Raw genomic sequence first — 15,604 nt, 5'->3', positions numbered from 1 at the left:
AGCGGCGGCATGGTCGAAATCGGCAAGGCCAGTGTCTACGGTGCCGGCGGCGATAATCAGGTCATCGAACTGGAACGTAATGCCGGCGATGCAAGCAACCTTTACACCACGATCGATGCCAAGGGCGGCAGCACCTACAACGTGTCGCTGGACTATGCACCGCGTGCGGGTGTGGCTGATTCGCTCATCAATGTGTACTGGGGAAGCCAACTGATTGGCACCCTGAACACCGCGACTACCGGCATGCAGCACTACAGCTTTGACATTCCGGTCACTGTCGATGGCAGCCAGAAACTCGAGTTCCGCGCCGGGGACAGCAACAGCCTGGGCGGCGTGCTGGACAATATCAACGTCACTCAGGTGCTCAACTCGGGCCTTGAAGACAACGCGATCCTGTTGTCCACCATCGTGGCCAAGACCACTGACGTCGATGGTTCAGAAACACTCAAGTCCATCACGCTGAATAACGTGCCTGCAGGCTCCACACTCACCGACGGCACCGCAAGCCACTCGTTCAATGCTGTCGACGGCAAGACCTCGGTGGACATCACAGGCTGGAACCTGTCCACGCTCAAACTGACACCACCGGCGAACTTCAATGGCGACATCAACCTGACCGTAACGGCCACCGCCAAAGACGGTGATGCCACAAGCGCCAGCACCTCGGTGCCACTGGTGGTGCACGTCGCCCCGGTCGATGACCCGAGCGTGCTGCAATCTGACAAGATCACCGTCGACGAAGACCACAGCGCAGTCGGCAACGTGCTGACCAACGACCACGATATCGATAGTGCCCTGAGCGTTTCCAGCTTCACCGTGGCTGGGGTCAACGGCAGCTTCACGGCAGGCGGCCTGGCCACCATCGCCGGCGTCGGCACCTTGACGATCGCCAGCAACGGCGACTACAGCTTTACCCCTGCCGACAATTGGAGCGGCAAGGTTGCGACGGTGTCCTACACCACCAACACCGGTTCAAGCACCACGCTGGACATTGGTGTGACCGCGGTGGCGGATAAACCGATCGTGTCCGCCACCACGACTCAGGTGGCCGAGAACGGCAGCGTAGCGTTGGGCTTGACGGTCACGTCAGCGGACAAAGATGGTTCTGAAACCCAGACCATCACCAAGATCAGCGGGATCCCGGCCGGTGCGACGCTGACCGACGGCACGCACACTTTCACCAGCACTACCGCTAACGGTGCCATCGACAACCTCAGCGGTTGGGATATGAGCAAGTTGAGCTACACCCCGGCTCCGTACGCCACCGGTACCAGCACGCTGACAGTGACGGCCATCTCAACCGAGAGCCAAGGTGGTTCAGCCAGCGGTACGACAGACATTGCGATCACGATTAATCCGGCGGTCTACAACGCCGTTACCGCCACGTCCGGCAATGACAACATCACTGGCACCAGCGGCAACGACATCATCGTCGCCGATATTGGCGGGCTGACCGTGGTGCCGGGCACCAACTACAACATTGCGTTCATGGTCGACACGTCTGGCAGCATGAGCTCAACATCGATCAGCGCCGCCAAGGACTCGCTGACCTCGGTGTTCAACACACTAAAGCAAAGCATGGGCGGCAACTCGGGCACCGTGAATATCTTCCTGGTGGACTTCGATACCCAGGTCAACAAATCGGTGTCGGTCAACCTGAACGACCCGAATGCACTGACCTTGCTCAAAGCCGTTCTGACCTCCATGTCGTCCGGTGGCGTGACCAACTACGAAGACGTGTTCAAAACCACTGCCAACTGGTTCCAGAGCACTGAAGCCGTGGCCAATACCGGGGCGAAGAACCTCACCTACTTCATCACCGACGGCCAGCCGAACTACTACCAGAGCGGCGAACAGACCAACCCGACGCTGTACGGCAGCGTGAAGCTCGATGACGTGGTGAAAACCAGCAATTACAAGCAGGGAGATACCTTCTCCACGACCATCGACAGTACTCACAAACTGACCATCGACAGTTACGGGAATGCAACGCTGTACACCTTGAACGGCTCCAAGAACTGGAAAGCCAGCGACGTGGGAACCCTGCACGCTCAGGGCGACGGTACTTACGAGGTGTCCTACACGACGGGCAGCGGCAGTGATCAGACGATTGTCGATAACTCCACGTCCAGTTTTGCGCTGCTGAGCAATGTGTCCAACGTTGAAGCCATTGGTCTGAACAAGGGCGTCACTCTCGCCGACTTGAGCCCGTACGACTCGAACCATACGGCGCAAACCAACATCGATCCGAAAGACCTGGCCAACTCGATCGTCGGTCATACCGAAGCGACGCAACCGGGTTCCGACACGGTCAATGGCGGTGACGGCAACGACATCCTGTTCGGCGACCTGGTGAGCTTCAACGGCATTGCCGGCGAGGGTTATCAGGCGATGCAGGCGTTCGTCGCCCAGCAGACCGGTGTGGACGTCAGCAAGGTCACTACCAGCAACGTGCACCAGTTCATCACCGAGCATTACACCGCGTTTGATATGTCCGGCGCCCACGACGGCAACGACACGCTGTTAGGTGGTGCGGGCAATGACATTCTCTTCGGCTCGGGCGGCAACGACAGCCTCGACGGCGGCAAGGGCAATGACATCCTGCTCGGCGGCAGCGGTAACGACACGCTGATGGGCGGTTCGGGCAACGACATCCTCATGGGCGGCTCGGGTGCCGATACCTTTGTGTGGAAGTCCGGCGACACCGGCAACGACGTGATCAAGGACTTCAAGGCCAGCGAAGGCGACCGCATCGACCTGCGTGATCTTTTGCAGGGCGAGACCGGAAGCACTATCGACAACTTCCTGAAGATCAGCACGGTGGATGGCGTGTCGTCGCTGCAAGTCAACTCCGGCGGCAAGTTCAACGCCGGCGACGCGGCGGCCGCGACGCCGGACGTGACGATCAAACTGGAAGGCAACAACTGGTCCACTGCCAACATTCACTCGTTGATTGCCGGCAGCGACCCGACCATCAAAGTCGACCACAACAACAGCTGATCCCACGAAAAACGGCCGCCCTTATGGGGCGGCCGTCACGTTTGTGCCTTTCTCCACGGTGACGATTTCGTCGCCGCACCGCATACTCGCGTCCAGTTGGCCTATGCTGCTGACAGCATGAGGCTGGTTCATTTCTGAGGGATGCTCACATGTTCTACGTGCAACGCGATGCGCAAGGCCAGTTGGTGCGCGTGGAAGCCGCAGCCTACGCCGAGGCCACGGAAACACTGCCGGCCGACCACCATGAAATCCAGGCCTGGTATGCCAACGAAGTGATGGAAACCAGCCTCAAACAGCTCAAGCAGAGCGACCTGGAAATGATCCGGGTACTCGACGACTTGATCCAGGTGCTGACCAGTAAAGGCGTGATCCGCGTTACCGACCTGCCGCCGGCGGCACAAGCCAAATTGATGGACCGGACCCAGGCGCGTGAAGCGTTGGGCGGGTTGAGTCATTTGATTGATGATGAAGAGACGGGGTTGATCTAACCCCCGAAATTGTTGGTGTCTGCGCTGACGCCTTCGCGAGCAAGCCCGCTCCCACATTAGATCTTCAGTGAACACAGCTTGTGTGAACGACGAAGTTTCAATGTGGGAGCGGGCTTGCTCGCGAAGGCGATAGTCATTTCACCAAAAAAATTCCCTGTTAAACCTTGACCGAACCCGGCGCCAACTCTGGCGATTCAAGGTGATCCAGCGCCCGCTCTACCAATAAATGCACCCCATCTGCCATTCGGCTAAGCCCCAGCGCGACGCAACGGCATGAGCCTTCGACATCGTCTGCCAGATTGGCGGCGATGGCGCTGATCGAGCGCAGGTCTTCGGAGGCGTTGGCCAGGAGGGCTTCGGTGGGGATGTCGGGGGAGACGGTGAAGAGGTGGCCTCTGCGGGGAGAAGGCGGATTTGGCGTTACTTTAAACATAAGAGATTTTCCTAAACAGTTAGTTGGGACCGTCACCGTTCGCTTGCACGCGAATAGGGTGGCGGCCGTGCGCAGGTGTGCAAGACCGGGACTGTTTAGGACACCCAGCAGATCCGAGGATCTCCTGCGCGCAGCCGCCATAAAGCAGTGAGCAAACAAATGCTCATCGTGAGATAAGGCAATGCGCAACCTAAACAGTGTGGTCGGACTTGCACGTCCGTGTCACCGATTATTCAGTGACAAGGCCAGACTAGACCTGCGCATTACCCGGAACAAGTTCACCAAAACCGACGCGACTCGAGGGAAATCTCCTAGGAGTTTTCCTTCAGAATTTTTGGCGACTGCACTGACACCATCGCGAGCAAGCTCGGTCCCACATTAGATCTTCAGTGAACACAGCTTGCGTGAACGACGAGGTTTCAATGTGGGAGCGGGCTTGCTCGCGAAGGCGATAGTCATTTCACCAAAAGAATTCCCTGCTAAACCTCGACCGAACCCGGCGCCAACTCTGGCGATTCAAGGTGATCCAGCGCCCGCTCTACCAATAAATGCACCCCATCTGCCATTCGGCTAAGCCCCAGCGCGACGCAACGGCATGAGCCTTCGACATCGTCTGCCAGATTGGCGGCGATGGCGCTGATGGAGCGCAGGTCTTCGGAGGCGTTGGCCAGGAGGGCTTCGGTGGGGATGTCGGGGGAGACGGTGAAGAGGTGACCTCTGCGGGGAGAAGGTGGATTTGGGGTAACTTTGAACATGTTGTATCTCCATCTGTATTGGGAGCTACGACAGTTCGCTTGCACGCGAATGGGTGGCAGCTGTGCGTGAGTGTGCAAGACCGGGCAGACGGACCCCGGCAGATCATTCTCGGAAGAAAGATCTCCCACGCACAGCCGCCATAAAACAAGCACCGCGAGCATGACTGCCCGTCACGTAACCAATGGCGTTGTGCGTCGTCTTTTACCCGGACTTGCACGTCCGTGTCACCGATTATTCAGTGACAAGGCCAGACTAGACCTGCGCATTACCCGTAACAAGTTCACCAAAACCGACGCGACTCGAAGGAAATCTCCTAGGAGTTTTCCTTCAGAAATCCCGGCCCGATCGTTCCCACGCTCCGCGTGGGAACGTCTCAAGGGACGCTCCGCGTTCCAGCCTCACCGCCAGCATTGCGCCTGGCACTGTTGTGACGCGGAGCGTCACGGGCTGCATTCCCACGCAGAGCGTGGGAACGATCCGTTCAGCCTCACTGCCAAGGCTTGGGCTCACCAAACAACTGCCCCTGAACGCCATAGATCCCCATCTCCCGAATCACCGACAACTCCCCTTCAGTCTCGACCCGCTCGGCAATCAGCGGCAAATCGATGCTGTGCGCCGCGCGCTGGATCGCTTCGATAAACAGGCGCTTGTCGCTCTCCTGATCAATCGCCCGAATGTATCCACCATCAATTTTCAGGTACGCCAACCCAAGCCGCGCCAGGTTGCCGATCATGCTGAAACGTCCGCCAAAGCGTTGCAGGCTCAGGGAGAAGCCGAGTTCTCGCAGACGCCGCGTCAGCTCTTCCAGCATCGCCTGCTCTGGCAACTGTTCCTCGCCGATTTCCAGGGTCAGGCGCGACCCCAGATTGGAATTTGCGCGCAAAATCTCGACAATTTTATTCAGCGTTTGCGGATCGCCCAACGTCGCTGACGACAGGTTCAGCGCCAGCGACTCTTCGTGGCCCGCCATCTGCTCCAGCACCAATTCCAGCATCAGCCGATCCAGTCGTGCGGTCCAGCCGAAACGCTCCAGCCACGGCAGGAAACGCCCGGCAGGAATGGTCTGGCCCTGCTCGTCGACCAAGCGCGACAGCACTTTGTAATGCAGCACCAGTTGCGTGTCCTGGCTGGCCACGACCGGTTGGAAATACAGCTGGAAGCGCCGCTGATTCAACGCCTGATCCAGCAAGTTGTTCCAGGCATGATGGTCATCGCCGACGCTGGCCGATGCACTGTGATCCAGACACGCCCAGCTCGGCTCACCCTGGGTTTCCGCCTGGGCCAGCGCCTGATCGCCCAGCCCGAGCACGGCTTGTGGGGAGTCGCCATGAACGAACGGCGCCAGCCCGATCGAAGCCACCGAAGCCACGTCGGTAGCGCCCGTCGCATGCAGGCTGGCCAAGGCACTGTCGAGGTTCTGCGCCAGTTGCAGCGCTTCTTCGCGCACCAGTCCCGGCGCCAACACGGCGAATTCGCCACCGCGAATCCGTGTGACGAGGTTCTGGGTTTCGGGGTATTTGGCACACTCGCGGGACAATTGCTCGCCCACCGCTTTCAGCAACTGGTCGGTGCGCTGGCCGCCCAAGCGCTGGTTCAAACCGGCCAGGTCCTTGACCCGCAGCAACAGCAGATAACCGGAACTGGCCTGTTCCGGATTGCTCACCCGGGCGTTCAATTGCATCTCGAAATAACGACGGTTGGCGAGCCCCGTCAGGTTGTCCTGATAGGACTCGACCCGCAGTTTTTCACTGCGCTCAGCCTGTTCCTGGAACAGTGCCTTGAGCTTCTCGACCATCTGATTCATGGCCTGCACCACGCGGCGCAGTTCCGGGGTGCGTGGCAGCTCCGGCAGGCTGAGGAATTCACGACGGGCGATGGCGTGGGATTGCTGGACCATGTAGTCCAGCGGTTTCAATTGGCGGCGCAACAACAGCGCGCCCAGCACCGCACTTACGGCGCCGCAGACCAGCAACCAGCCGAGGCTGCCCAGCGCGCTCTGCCACAGCTTGGCCAACGCGAACATCGGGTGGCTGACCACCTCGACCCGCGCCGCCTGCTCCCAGCCACGGCTGACAATCGCATCGCCGCCAGCGGCTTCGAGGCCGATCATTTTGACGAACCAGTCCGGCACGTTGTTCACCGCCGGAATCCCGCTGCGCTCGACGATGGTTTTGTCGTTGCTCAGGTCAACGACGCGGATGCTGGCGTAGTAGCCGCTGTCGAAAATCGAACTGACCAGCAACTCGACCATCGCCGGGTCGTCGATGTTCGGCGTCAGGGACAGCGCCAGCGCCGTGGCAGCGTCCTGGGCGTGCGAACGCAACTGGTTGACGTACTGGGTGCGCGAGCTCTCCAGGCTGACCATGAAGCTGCCGGTGAAGGCGACCACCAGGAACAGACAGATAGCGATCAACAGCTGTTTGAACAAAGACATCTGAGCGCGTGCTCCTAGTTTGTCGTTTCGACCGGGAAACCTTCGGCCTGCATTTTTTTCAACACGTCCTGCCAGCGGGACAGGCGTTTGGTGTCACCGACCTTTTTGTTGCCCTTGGCGCCCGGCAAATACAAACCTTCTGCATTGAAAGAGTAGACCGGTAACAGATCGGTTCGTTGATTGGCCGGTTTTATCTCGTTGATCAGGCTGTCGAGCACCAGCGGCATCGCCTCAGGGCTTGAATAGTAGGTCAACACCATGTGCGCCCGGTTCTGGCGCAGGGCCTTGACGTAGGTGATGCGCAGCTTGTCACTGGACACGCCGAGATGGCGCAGGCTGAAATACTTGGCAATCGCATAGTCTTCACAATCGCCGGCGCCCTTCCACAACGCTTCGATGGGCGTTTCCCAATAGTCGACGTCGTGCCACAGGTCGATGTCCTCGACGTAGCGCACCTGATTGTTGAAGAACAGGTTGACCACTTTGAGCTGTTCCAGCTCGCTGACCTGCTTCTGCGTGGCCAGCAAATGCTGCCAGGCGTCTATCCGTTGCTGCCCTTCACCCAACGGCCCGTACAGGGCTTGAGCGCGACGGCTGATCAGCGAAAAGTCCCAATCGGCCTGCAAGCCGCCCAGCATGACGCCAGCCAGCAGCAGCGCGCAGCACAGCCAGCGCAAGATCCGTGGGATTGCGAAACGTACCGCCAATGCGAGGCATCCAGAGCAGGCAAATGGAATTCGGCCGATGGTGCCGGTTACCCCGGCAAAAAACAATGGCACGGTGCAATCACGGGCGACGCGCTAGACTTTGTATTGTGAATGACATGAAAAGCTTTCGATTGAGAACCTGACTTGTTTGACAAGCTTCATCGCAGTCACTAGTGTCATTTGGATCCAAATATTTCAGTCGAATAGGGTGCGAGTAGTGCCACAAAAGACCAACCCTCTCAGCAGTATCAAGGTCAGCGGGCCGATTCCCGCTCACCTCGCACGTTCAGTCATCGAAGAAACGCTGCGCTCGGCGATTCTCGATGGGCGCATCCCGTGCGGCACCGCGTTGCGCCAGCAAGACCTGGCCGACCTGTTCGGCGTCAGCCGTATGCCCGTACGTGAAGCCTTGCGCCAGCTCGAAGCCCAGGCGTTGCTTAACGTTATCGCCCATAAAGGCGCCGTCGTCGCACCGCTGGTGCAGGGCGACGCCGTGGAAACCTATGCGCTGCGGATTCTCCTGGAATCTGAAGCCCTGCGATTGTCGATTCCATTGCTTGAAAAACAAGACTTCGAAGCCTCCGCCCGTCATATCGATGATTTGGAGACTGAGCAGGACTACGGCGAGATCGGCCGCCTCAATCGCTTGTTCCACATGTCGCTGTACTGCAAGGCACCTAACCGTCGCCTGTTGAGCCTGATCGAAGAAGGGTTGATCGAAGAAGAGCGCTTCCTGCGTTTCAACCTGGAAGCGATGGGCCTGGGCAAACTGTCCCAGGATGATCACCGGGCGCTGTTGCTGGCCGTGGAAGATCGCGACATCGAGCACGCAGTAAAGCTGCTTGCGCACCACCTCAACCGGGGTGTCGAAGTCATTACGCGCTACCTCGCCAGCCCTGAAGCTCTGAACAAGAAAACCGCCCGGTAAACCGTGCCATCAAGTTTGAACGGGCAGATCGGACTGCTCGTTTTCGCTTGTCACAACGCCGCTCAGCCCCTCGCTAAAGCCTCGCCCTCGATTTTCCCTTCCCAAGCCCAATAACTACACCGAGAAGTTGACGCTTCGGTGATAGCGGCTGCCGTGATTTACGCTCACTCTTGGACTGCCAACAACCAATGAACGGGCGACGCTGCGCACCTGCGCAACAGTCCCCGCAACAAGAACCTACGGAAGGAGTCTTGTCACGGGAAAGGAAGCTTCGGCGTTGATCCCAGCCAACTTCCACCCTCTAAAGTCATGTCATTGATTCAACCAAGAAAGTTGCTTCGAGTGAGGCATTCACTCTTCATTTCAATTCTGACTTTAATTAGTTGGAAGGAGCAACTACGCCCAAATAAAACTGCTAATTAAAGTTTTATTGGAACTTGTCGCGCCGAACAAACTTGAACTTTTTTTTAATTAAAAAAATGACTTGCCGGGAACTTTATTCGTGTATTAGTTTTTGTTCGCCGCACTGAGCACAGGCCCGCAAGGCTTGACCGGCGGACTCATAACTACGCAAACCGATCAATTAGATTGAGGCACTTGTTCGTTCACTGAAAACTTTAAACGCCAGGCACTGATTGATCGCAACTTCCTTAACGGCATTTCAGACCACTTATAGGCTCACTCATGAAAACGTATAAAGACCGTCTCACCCAGAAAAAAGCAGAACTGAGTGCACATCCGATCTTCTCTGAAATACATTCGCTCTCGGTACTTCAACGCTTCATGGAAACCCATGTATTTGCCGTCTGGGATTTCATGTCGCTGACCAAGCGTCTGCAACAGGAACTGACTTGCGTTCAACTGCCCTGGCTTCCACCTCGAGACCCGCAGGCTGCGCGCCTGATCAACGAGATCGTGCTGGGTGAAGAATCTGATGATCGTCCGGCCCAGGGTCATTACAGCCACTTTGAGTTGTATCTGGATGCGATGCGCGAAGTCGGGGCCAGTACCGTCGCCGTGGAGCGCTTTGTAGCGCTGCAACAAGAAGGCGTGAGCTACGACGTCGCGTTGCAAAGTGTGGATGTCGATCCGGCCGCCGCGCAGTTCGTGCGGCACACCTTGCACACGGCGCTGCATGCACCAGGACACAGCGTTGCAGCGGCGTTTTTGCATGGTCGTGAGAGTGTGATTCCGCAGATGTTCCAGCGAATTCTGGACGATTGGGGCATCGGCATCGAGCAAGCGCCGACCTTCCGTTACTACCTGGAACGGCACATCGAAGTGGATTCCGAAGACCACGGGCCCGCGGCGGAAAAACTCCTCGCACGGTTGATCGATGGCAATCCGCAACGGGAAGAGGACGTCTACGCCACCGCGATTGCTGCCGTGGAAAGTCGCATCGCCCTGTGGGACGGTCTGCGCCAGAGCATGGGCGAGCCATTGCGTGAGGTGACCGCATGAACGCCGCCGATTACCAATCCTTTGCCGACGCCTGGGAAAGCCGCGCAACCATCCGCACTCGTCCACGGCGGGTGTTGGAGAACGACGACAAGCTGATCTATCCCTTGAGCCGTCAGCCGCTGGTGCTGAGCGAAATCTTCCTGCGCGAATGCCCCGAGCAACGGGACTTCGCGCTGGTGCAGACGCTCTACAAATTCATCAACGACGTGGTGATTTTCGAAACCGAGATCGTCGACAAGACCGCACGCAGCATCGCCAAGAATCGCTTCGCCGTGGCGTTCCCGTTCGCCTGCCGTTACGACGCCATGACCGTGGTGGTGGACGAGGATTACCACGCCTTGGTGGCCATGGACTTCATGCAGCAGACCATCGCCATGACCGGCATCACACCGATCGTGTTGCCCGACGAAATCGAGCTCAGTCGCGCCATCCCGACGGCCGTGGCGCTCGCGCCGGAACACTTGCGCAGTGCCGTTGAATTGATCTGCGTGGCCATTGCCGAGAACACCGTGACCGGTGATGTCGCGGCGTTCGCCAAGGACGACACAGTCAAGCAATCGATCAAAGGCCTGATGGCCGATCACTTGCTGGACGAAGGTCGCCACTCCGGCTTCTGGGCGCGCCTGGTGCGCATCTACTGGCACACCGCGAGCGAAGAAGACCGCCATTGCATCGCACAGATCCTGCCGGTGTTCATCGGCCATTACCTGACCAACGATATTCAGAAGTCCTTCGACTTCCGGTTGATCGAGTCTTTGCAGATCAGCGACGCGGCGCGTCAGGCACTCAAGAGCGAAGTCTCGGGACTGGCCTTCCCGATCAATCGCCATCACCCGCTGGTCGCCAACATCGTGCGGTTTTTCCACAGCAGTTCGCTGCTCGATTCGCCGTGCGTGCAAGACGCCCTCAGCGACTACCTGGTTTAACGAGGAGAACCTCCATGAGACGTCTCGACATTTTGCTCATTGGGCAAAGCCAGGCCTTGACCGACCTGGCGCTGGAACTTGAACAACACGGTCATTCGCTGGTGCGGTTTTTCGACACACTTGATGAGGAACCGTCGTTTGATTTACTGATCGACGACGCGTCGATGCCTTTCGGTAATTCTGCTGAGACACCGCGACTGACGTTGCAACTGGGTATCGGCGGATCGGAGGCTGGCGGCTTGCCGTCGCTGGACCTGTTGTGCTCGTACAACTCGGCACTGTTCACACGCGTGCCGATCGCCGACGAACCTTCCGGCAACGGCCAGGCATTGCGCCTGCGAGCGGTGGCGGAGCTGGTGGATCACGTCGCGCTGCTGGTCAGCCGCTTCTCCCGGGACGCCGAGTATTTTCTGCACGCACAACCGGCGGCGCCGGCTCACTTTGAGCGTGTGGATAATCTGGTGTGGCTTGAACACTTGGCGTTCGTCCATCAGCTCAACGCCACCGCTCAACCCTGGCTGCTGGAACTGGGGCAGATCCCGATGATCGAGCGCCTTGAACAGCGCTTTGTTCAATCCGCCGAACGACCGGCGCTGAGCATCGACGGTACGTCGCTGAGCTATCGGCAACTGCATGCCCATAGCCGTGCTATCCAACAGCGGTTACAGCTGCTGCTCGATAAAAATCAGGGGCCGTTGGTGATCGGGATCTGCCTGCCGAAATGCAGTGCGCTGTATGCGGGGATTCTGGCGATTCTTGGCAGCGGCGCGGTGTACCTGCCGCTGGAGCCAAGCCATCCGCTGCAACGTCAGCAGTACATCCTTTCAAACGCCGGGGCCGTGTTGTTGCTGCATGACGGCCAGCACCCGCTCGCCGACGACATGCCGGGGCTGGACATCAGCCACATCGACGTCGACGACGTGGATCTCCAACAACCCTTGATGCGTCAGCGGCCTGATATGGATGCGCCGTGCATGGCGCTCTATACCTCGGGCACCACCGGGCATCCCAAAGGCGTGTTGCTCAGTCAGGCCAACCTCGCACACTTCACCGCGTGGTACGCCGACTACGTACACCTCACCGAACAAAGTCGGGTGCTGCAATTTTCGTCTCTGAGCTTTGACTCGTCGCTGATCGATATTTTCCCGACCCTGCTGCAGGGCGCCGAACTGATCGTGCCCAGTGACGATCAACGCCGCGACCCTTTGCAACTGGTCGAGCTGATCCGCCACCAGCAACTCAGCCACGCATTTTTGCCGCCGGCACTGCTGAGCATTCTGCCGCTGGATCAGTTACAGGGCCTGGATCATGTGATGACCGGCGGCGACGTGTGCGAACCGTACGTGATCGAGCAGCTGACGCGTCAGGGCAAGCTCTACAACCTGTATGGCCCGACCGAAGCCACGGTGCTGATTACCGCGCGACAGTTGCGTCCCGGCGACAGCAATCGGACTCTCGGCGCGCCGATTGCCAACAGTCAGGTGCTGATTCTCGATGAGGACTTTCAACCCGTCACCGACCACACCGTCGGTGAGTTGTACATCGTCGGGCCGGGTGTGTGCCTGGGGTATCTGAACAACCCGCAGCAGACCGCCGAACGCTATCTGAACCTGAGTTTGCCAAGCGGCCAACGCCTGCGCGCCTATCGGACCGGCGATATGGCGAAGTGGACATGCGACGGCATCGAGCTGTGTGGGCGGCGGGATAACCAGGTGAAAATTCGCGGCTTCCGGGTTGAACCGGAGGAGATCGAGCGCTGCCTGCGCGATAGCCAGTTGTACCGCCAGGTGGCGGTGGTCATCGACAGTCAGCGACGCATTCTGGCCTTCCTCACACAACCTCAGGAAGACCGGCCCGGTGCCGCTCGCGAAGCGTTGAAAGCTCACGCGTTGCAGTTTTTGCCGGACTACATGCATCCCGCTGCCTGGACTGAATTGCAAAGTATGCCCTTCGCCAGTAATGGCAAAGTCGATCGCAAAGCGTTGCTTGCCATGCCGGTGAACGTCCTGGAAAACAGCGCTCGGCGCTTGCCAGTCAGTGCCGATGAGGCCTTGCTGTTGGAGATCTGGGCCGAGTTGCTGGAGCTGCCGGCCAGCGACATTTCAACCGATGAAAGCTTCTTTAATCTGGGCGGCCACTCGATCCTGTTATCGCGCATGTTGCTGCGATTGCGTGAGGAATTCGGGCGCAGTATTTCGATCAACCGCTTCATTGAACTGCCGACTATTGCGAAGTTGGCGACCTTGGTGCGCGGCTCCGGCACTGAAGAGGTGCTGAGTGAAAAGGCCTTGGCCGATGCCTTCCGTGAGCTGGATATTCAGCCGCTGCCGGTCAGCCGCATGGGCGATGTGCACAAGGTGATCGTCACCGGCGCGAACAGTTTTGTCGGTGTGCATATCGTCGAGGCGTTGCTGGGTTGGGGCGCCACTGAAGTCGCGTGCCTGGTGCGCGATGGCGGTGGACAATCGGCAGCTGAGCGCTTTGCTCATGCGCTGCGCGAGAACCGCCTGGAGCATCTGGACCTCAGCCGGGTGCGGGTGTATGCCGCGGACATCACTCGTCCATCTCTGGGACTGTCCGCTGAAGTTTACGAACGCCTCGATCAAGAGTTCGGCGCACTGGTGCACAACGCTGCCAACGTCAATCACGTACTCGATTACGAATCACTGGCGCGGGACAACGTCGAACCGATTTTCGAGTGCCTGAGGTTGTGTGAAGGGCGCAGCAAGAAAGTCTTCAACTTCGTCTCGACGCTCTCGGCGTCCAGCACGATTACCGCCGATGGCCGAGTGCTTGAATTGCCCGCTGCACAGACACCGCCGATCTATATCAAGAACGGCTACAACCTCTCCAAGTGGGTCGGCGAACGAATTCTTGAACGGGCTCGCGAGCGTGGAGTGCGCGTCAATCTCTATCGCCCCGGCAACATCAGCTTCAACAGCCTCACGGGCGTCTGTCAGCCGCACAAAAACCGTTTGATGTTGATGCTCAAAGGCTCGATCCAGCTCGGCCAGGTGCCAGAGTTCGCGCTGAATTTCGACCTGATGCCGGTGGACTTTCTCGCCCGGTTCATCGCCTTTCATGCCAGCCGATATCAGCCTGAAAAAGCGGTGTTCAACCTGCACAACCCCGAACCACTGAGTTGGGACGACTACGTGGCGTCCTTTCGTGAGGCCGGGCGGGAATTCTCCATGGTCAGCGTCGCGGACTGGCAGCAGCAATTGAACCGGGTCGACAGTGACAACGCGCTGTTCGGCGTGCTCGGTTTTTACCTCAATGGCTTCGAGGAAGACATTGGCGACATCTCGATGATCGGCCACGCCAACGCCCAGGCCGGCGTGCGGCAGATGGGCGCGCATTACCCGGAAAAAACCCCGGCGCTGCTGCGTCGTGGCTGCGACTACCTGAAAGAAATCAACTTCATCTGATTCAACCCAAACGGAGCAAAACCATGAGCACTCTGCAACCCGATACCCTGATCAAAAACCCTCAAGGCTGCCACGTGGTGTCCTCGGTGGAGGTACCGGCCGAGGCCGCGAAAGTCTGGGCAGTTGTTGGTAACTTTGCCGGCTTCGACCAGTTCATTCCGGCGCTGTCGCACATTGAGATGACGGGCGAAGGCGTGTCGTCCTTGCGCAAGAAATTCTTCAAGGACGGCAACCTGGTGGTCGAGCAACTCAACTCGCGGGATGAACACGCGTTGAACATGACCTGGACCACGATCTACAACACCCTGGGCGTGGCCAATTTGTGGGCTGCAATGAGTGTTGAGCCGCTGGGAGTGGGCAAGTCCCGTGCGACCTGGACCATCATCGCTGAACCGGCACAAGGAGGAGTCGAGGCTCTGCCCGCGTTCAAGGAGTTTGTGCAGGGGTTTGCTGATGATGCGATGGGTAATGTGTTGAAGCGGTTTGTATAAGTCTGAGTTTGATCAATAACGCAGGCCTGAAACGACAAAACCCCTGTTTGCGTTAGCAGACAGGGGTTTCGGAATTCAATCTTGACGATGACCTACTCTCACATGGGGAAACCCCACACTACCATCGGCGATGCATCGTTTCACTGCTGAGTTCGGGATGGGATCAGGTGGTTCCAATGCTCTATGGTCGTCAAGAAATTCTGTGACCAGCCCGTTACACCGTAACGAGCCAGCAAAAAATGGTGACTTCTACTAAAACAAAACCCCTACCTGCATACGCAGATAGGGGTTTCGGAATTTAATCTTGACGATGACCTACTCTCACATGGGGAAACCCCACACTACCATCGGCGATGCATCGTTTCACTGCTGAGTTCGGGATGGGATCAGGTGGTTCCAATGCTCTATGGTCGTCAAGAAATTCGGTAGCCAGGTCGTTTTCTCTTGCGAGATCACGCTCCAGCGAATGGGTATGTAATAGATTTGTGTGTTTGATTCGAACTTTCGACAATGTATCGTCTTCACACACCGCAATCTGGTGCTCGTTCGCTT

At 58.2% G+C, this 15,604-nt stretch carries 10 protein-coding genes, 2 rRNA genes and 1 pseudogene; 7 read left to right on the top strand and 6 right to left on the bottom strand.

Annotated elements, in window-relative coordinates:
* Positions 1-9: 9 nt before the first annotated feature.
* Together EAH78_RS33480 and EAH78_RS30400 are read left to right on the top strand one after the other, a co-directional pair.
* A complete protein-coding gene (locus EAH78_RS33480) occupies positions 10-3,000 on the top strand; it encodes a type I secretion C-terminal target domain-containing protein (protein ID WP_430539955.1) in 2,991 nt (996 codons plus the stop codon).
* Between the two features lie 149 nt (positions 3,001-3,149).
* Positions 3,150-3,488 carry a hypothetical protein gene (locus EAH78_RS30400; RefSeq protein WP_007948790.1) on the top strand — a complete coding sequence of 113 codons (339 nt, stop codon included), beginning with the start codon at positions 3,150-3,152 and terminating at the stop codon, positions 3,486-3,488.
* A gap of 157 nt (positions 3,489-3,645) precedes the next feature.
* On the opposite strand, the pseudogene EAH78_RS30395 reads toward EAH78_RS30400, so the two are convergent.
* The 4 genes and pseudogenes from EAH78_RS30395 to lapG form a co-directional block, all read right to left on the bottom strand.
* Positions 3,646-3,900 (bottom strand): annotated as a pseudogene (locus EAH78_RS30395) (DUF6124 family protein); the annotation flags it as partial.
* Positions 3,901-4,400: 500 nt separating this feature from the next.
* Positions 4,401-4,676: a DUF6124 family protein gene (locus EAH78_RS30390; RefSeq protein ID WP_140671854.1), complete on the bottom strand. Its 276-nt coding sequence runs from the start codon at positions 4,674-4,676 to the stop codon at positions 4,401-4,403.
* 488 nt (positions 4,677-5,164) lie between these two features.
* Positions 5,165-7,111, bottom strand: a complete 1,947-nt coding sequence (lapD, locus tag EAH78_RS30385) for a cyclic di-GMP receptor LapD (RefSeq protein ID WP_140671852.1) — start codon at positions 7,109-7,111, stop codon at positions 5,165-5,167.
* A gap of 14 nt (positions 7,112-7,125) precedes the next feature.
* On the bottom strand, positions 7,126-7,818 hold the full coding sequence (lapG, locus tag EAH78_RS30380; protein ID WP_140671914.1) for a cysteine protease LapG: 693 nt from the start codon (positions 7,816-7,818) through the stop codon (positions 7,126-7,128).
* A gap of 217 nt (positions 7,819-8,035) precedes the next feature.
* Here lapG and EAH78_RS30375 point away from each other — a divergent pair, with 217 nt between their 5' ends.
* The 5 genes from EAH78_RS30375 (at position 8,036) to EAH78_RS30355 (ending at position 15,052) form a co-directional block, all read left to right on the top strand.
* On the top strand, positions 8,036-8,746 hold the full coding sequence (locus EAH78_RS30375) for a GntR family transcriptional regulator (protein WP_140671850.1): 711 nt from the start codon (positions 8,036-8,038) through the stop codon (positions 8,744-8,746).
* Between the two features lie 684 nt (positions 8,747-9,430).
* Positions 9,431-10,207: a DUF3050 domain-containing protein gene (locus EAH78_RS30370; RefSeq protein ID WP_140671848.1), complete on the top strand. Its 777-nt coding sequence runs from the start codon at positions 9,431-9,433 to the stop codon at positions 10,205-10,207.
* On the top strand, positions 10,204-11,133 hold the full coding sequence (locus tag EAH78_RS30365) for a diiron oxygenase (protein ID WP_140671846.1): 930 nt from the start codon (positions 10,204-10,206) through the stop codon (positions 11,131-11,133). The genes EAH78_RS30370 and EAH78_RS30365 overlap by 4 nt, the downstream gene beginning before the upstream one ends.
* A 14-nt stretch (positions 11,134-11,147) precedes the next feature.
* Positions 11,148-14,561, top strand: a complete 3,414-nt coding sequence (locus EAH78_RS30360) for a non-ribosomal peptide synthetase (RefSeq protein ID WP_140671844.1) — start codon at positions 11,148-11,150, stop codon at positions 14,559-14,561.
* A gap of 23 nt (positions 14,562-14,584) precedes the next feature.
* Positions 14,585-15,052, top strand: a complete 468-nt coding sequence (locus tag EAH78_RS30355) for an SRPBCC family protein (RefSeq protein WP_140671842.1) — start codon at positions 14,585-14,587, stop codon at positions 15,050-15,052.
* A 79-nt stretch (positions 15,053-15,131) separates the two neighbouring features.
* On the opposite strand, the gene rrf (EAH78_RS30350) is transcribed toward EAH78_RS30355, so the two are convergent.
* Positions 15,132-15,247 (bottom strand): 5S ribosomal RNA (rrf, locus tag EAH78_RS30350).
* 107 nt (positions 15,248-15,354) lie between these two features.
* Positions 15,355-15,470: ribosomal RNA gene (gene rrf, locus EAH78_RS30345) — 5S ribosomal RNA — on the bottom strand.
* Positions 15,471-15,604: the final 134 nt, after the last annotated feature.

The organism is Pseudomonas arsenicoxydans (assembly GCF_006438915.1).
Classification (GTDB): domain Bacteria; phylum Pseudomonadota; class Gammaproteobacteria; order Pseudomonadales; family Pseudomonadaceae; genus Aquipseudomonas; species Aquipseudomonas arsenicoxydans_A.
The sequence above is the reverse complement of the archived record's forward strand: the minus strand, read 5'-3'. Positions and strand labels throughout refer to the sequence as shown.

Bases quoted from the DNA above. Each gene is read 5' to 3' on its own strand.
- EAH78_RS33480 (WP_430539955.1), top strand. From the start codon at position 10: ATGGTCGAAATCGGCAAGGCCAGTGTCTACGGTGCCGGCGGCGATAAT.
- EAH78_RS30400 (WP_007948790.1), top strand. From the start codon at position 3,150: ATGTTCTACGTGCAACGCGATGCGCAAGGCCAGTTGGTGCGCGTGGAA.
- EAH78_RS30390 (WP_140671854.1), bottom strand. From the start codon at position 4,676: ATGTTCAAAGTTACCCCAAATCCACCTTCTCCCCGCAGAGGTCACCTC.
- lapD (WP_140671852.1), bottom strand. From the start codon at position 7,111: ATGTCTTTGTTCAAACAGCTGTTGATCGCTATCTGTCTGTTCCTGGTG.
- EAH78_RS30370 (WP_140671848.1), top strand. From the start codon at position 9,431: ATGAAAACGTATAAAGACCGTCTCACCCAGAAAAAAGCAGAACTGAGT.
- EAH78_RS30365 (WP_140671846.1), top strand. From the start codon at position 10,204: ATGAACGCCGCCGATTACCAATCCTTTGCCGACGCCTGGGAAAGCCGC.
- EAH78_RS30360 (WP_140671844.1), top strand. From the start codon at position 11,148: ATGAGACGTCTCGACATTTTGCTCATTGGGCAAAGCCAGGCCTTGACC.
- EAH78_RS30355 (WP_140671842.1), top strand. From the start codon at position 14,585: ATGAGCACTCTGCAACCCGATACCCTGATCAAAAACCCTCAAGGCTGC.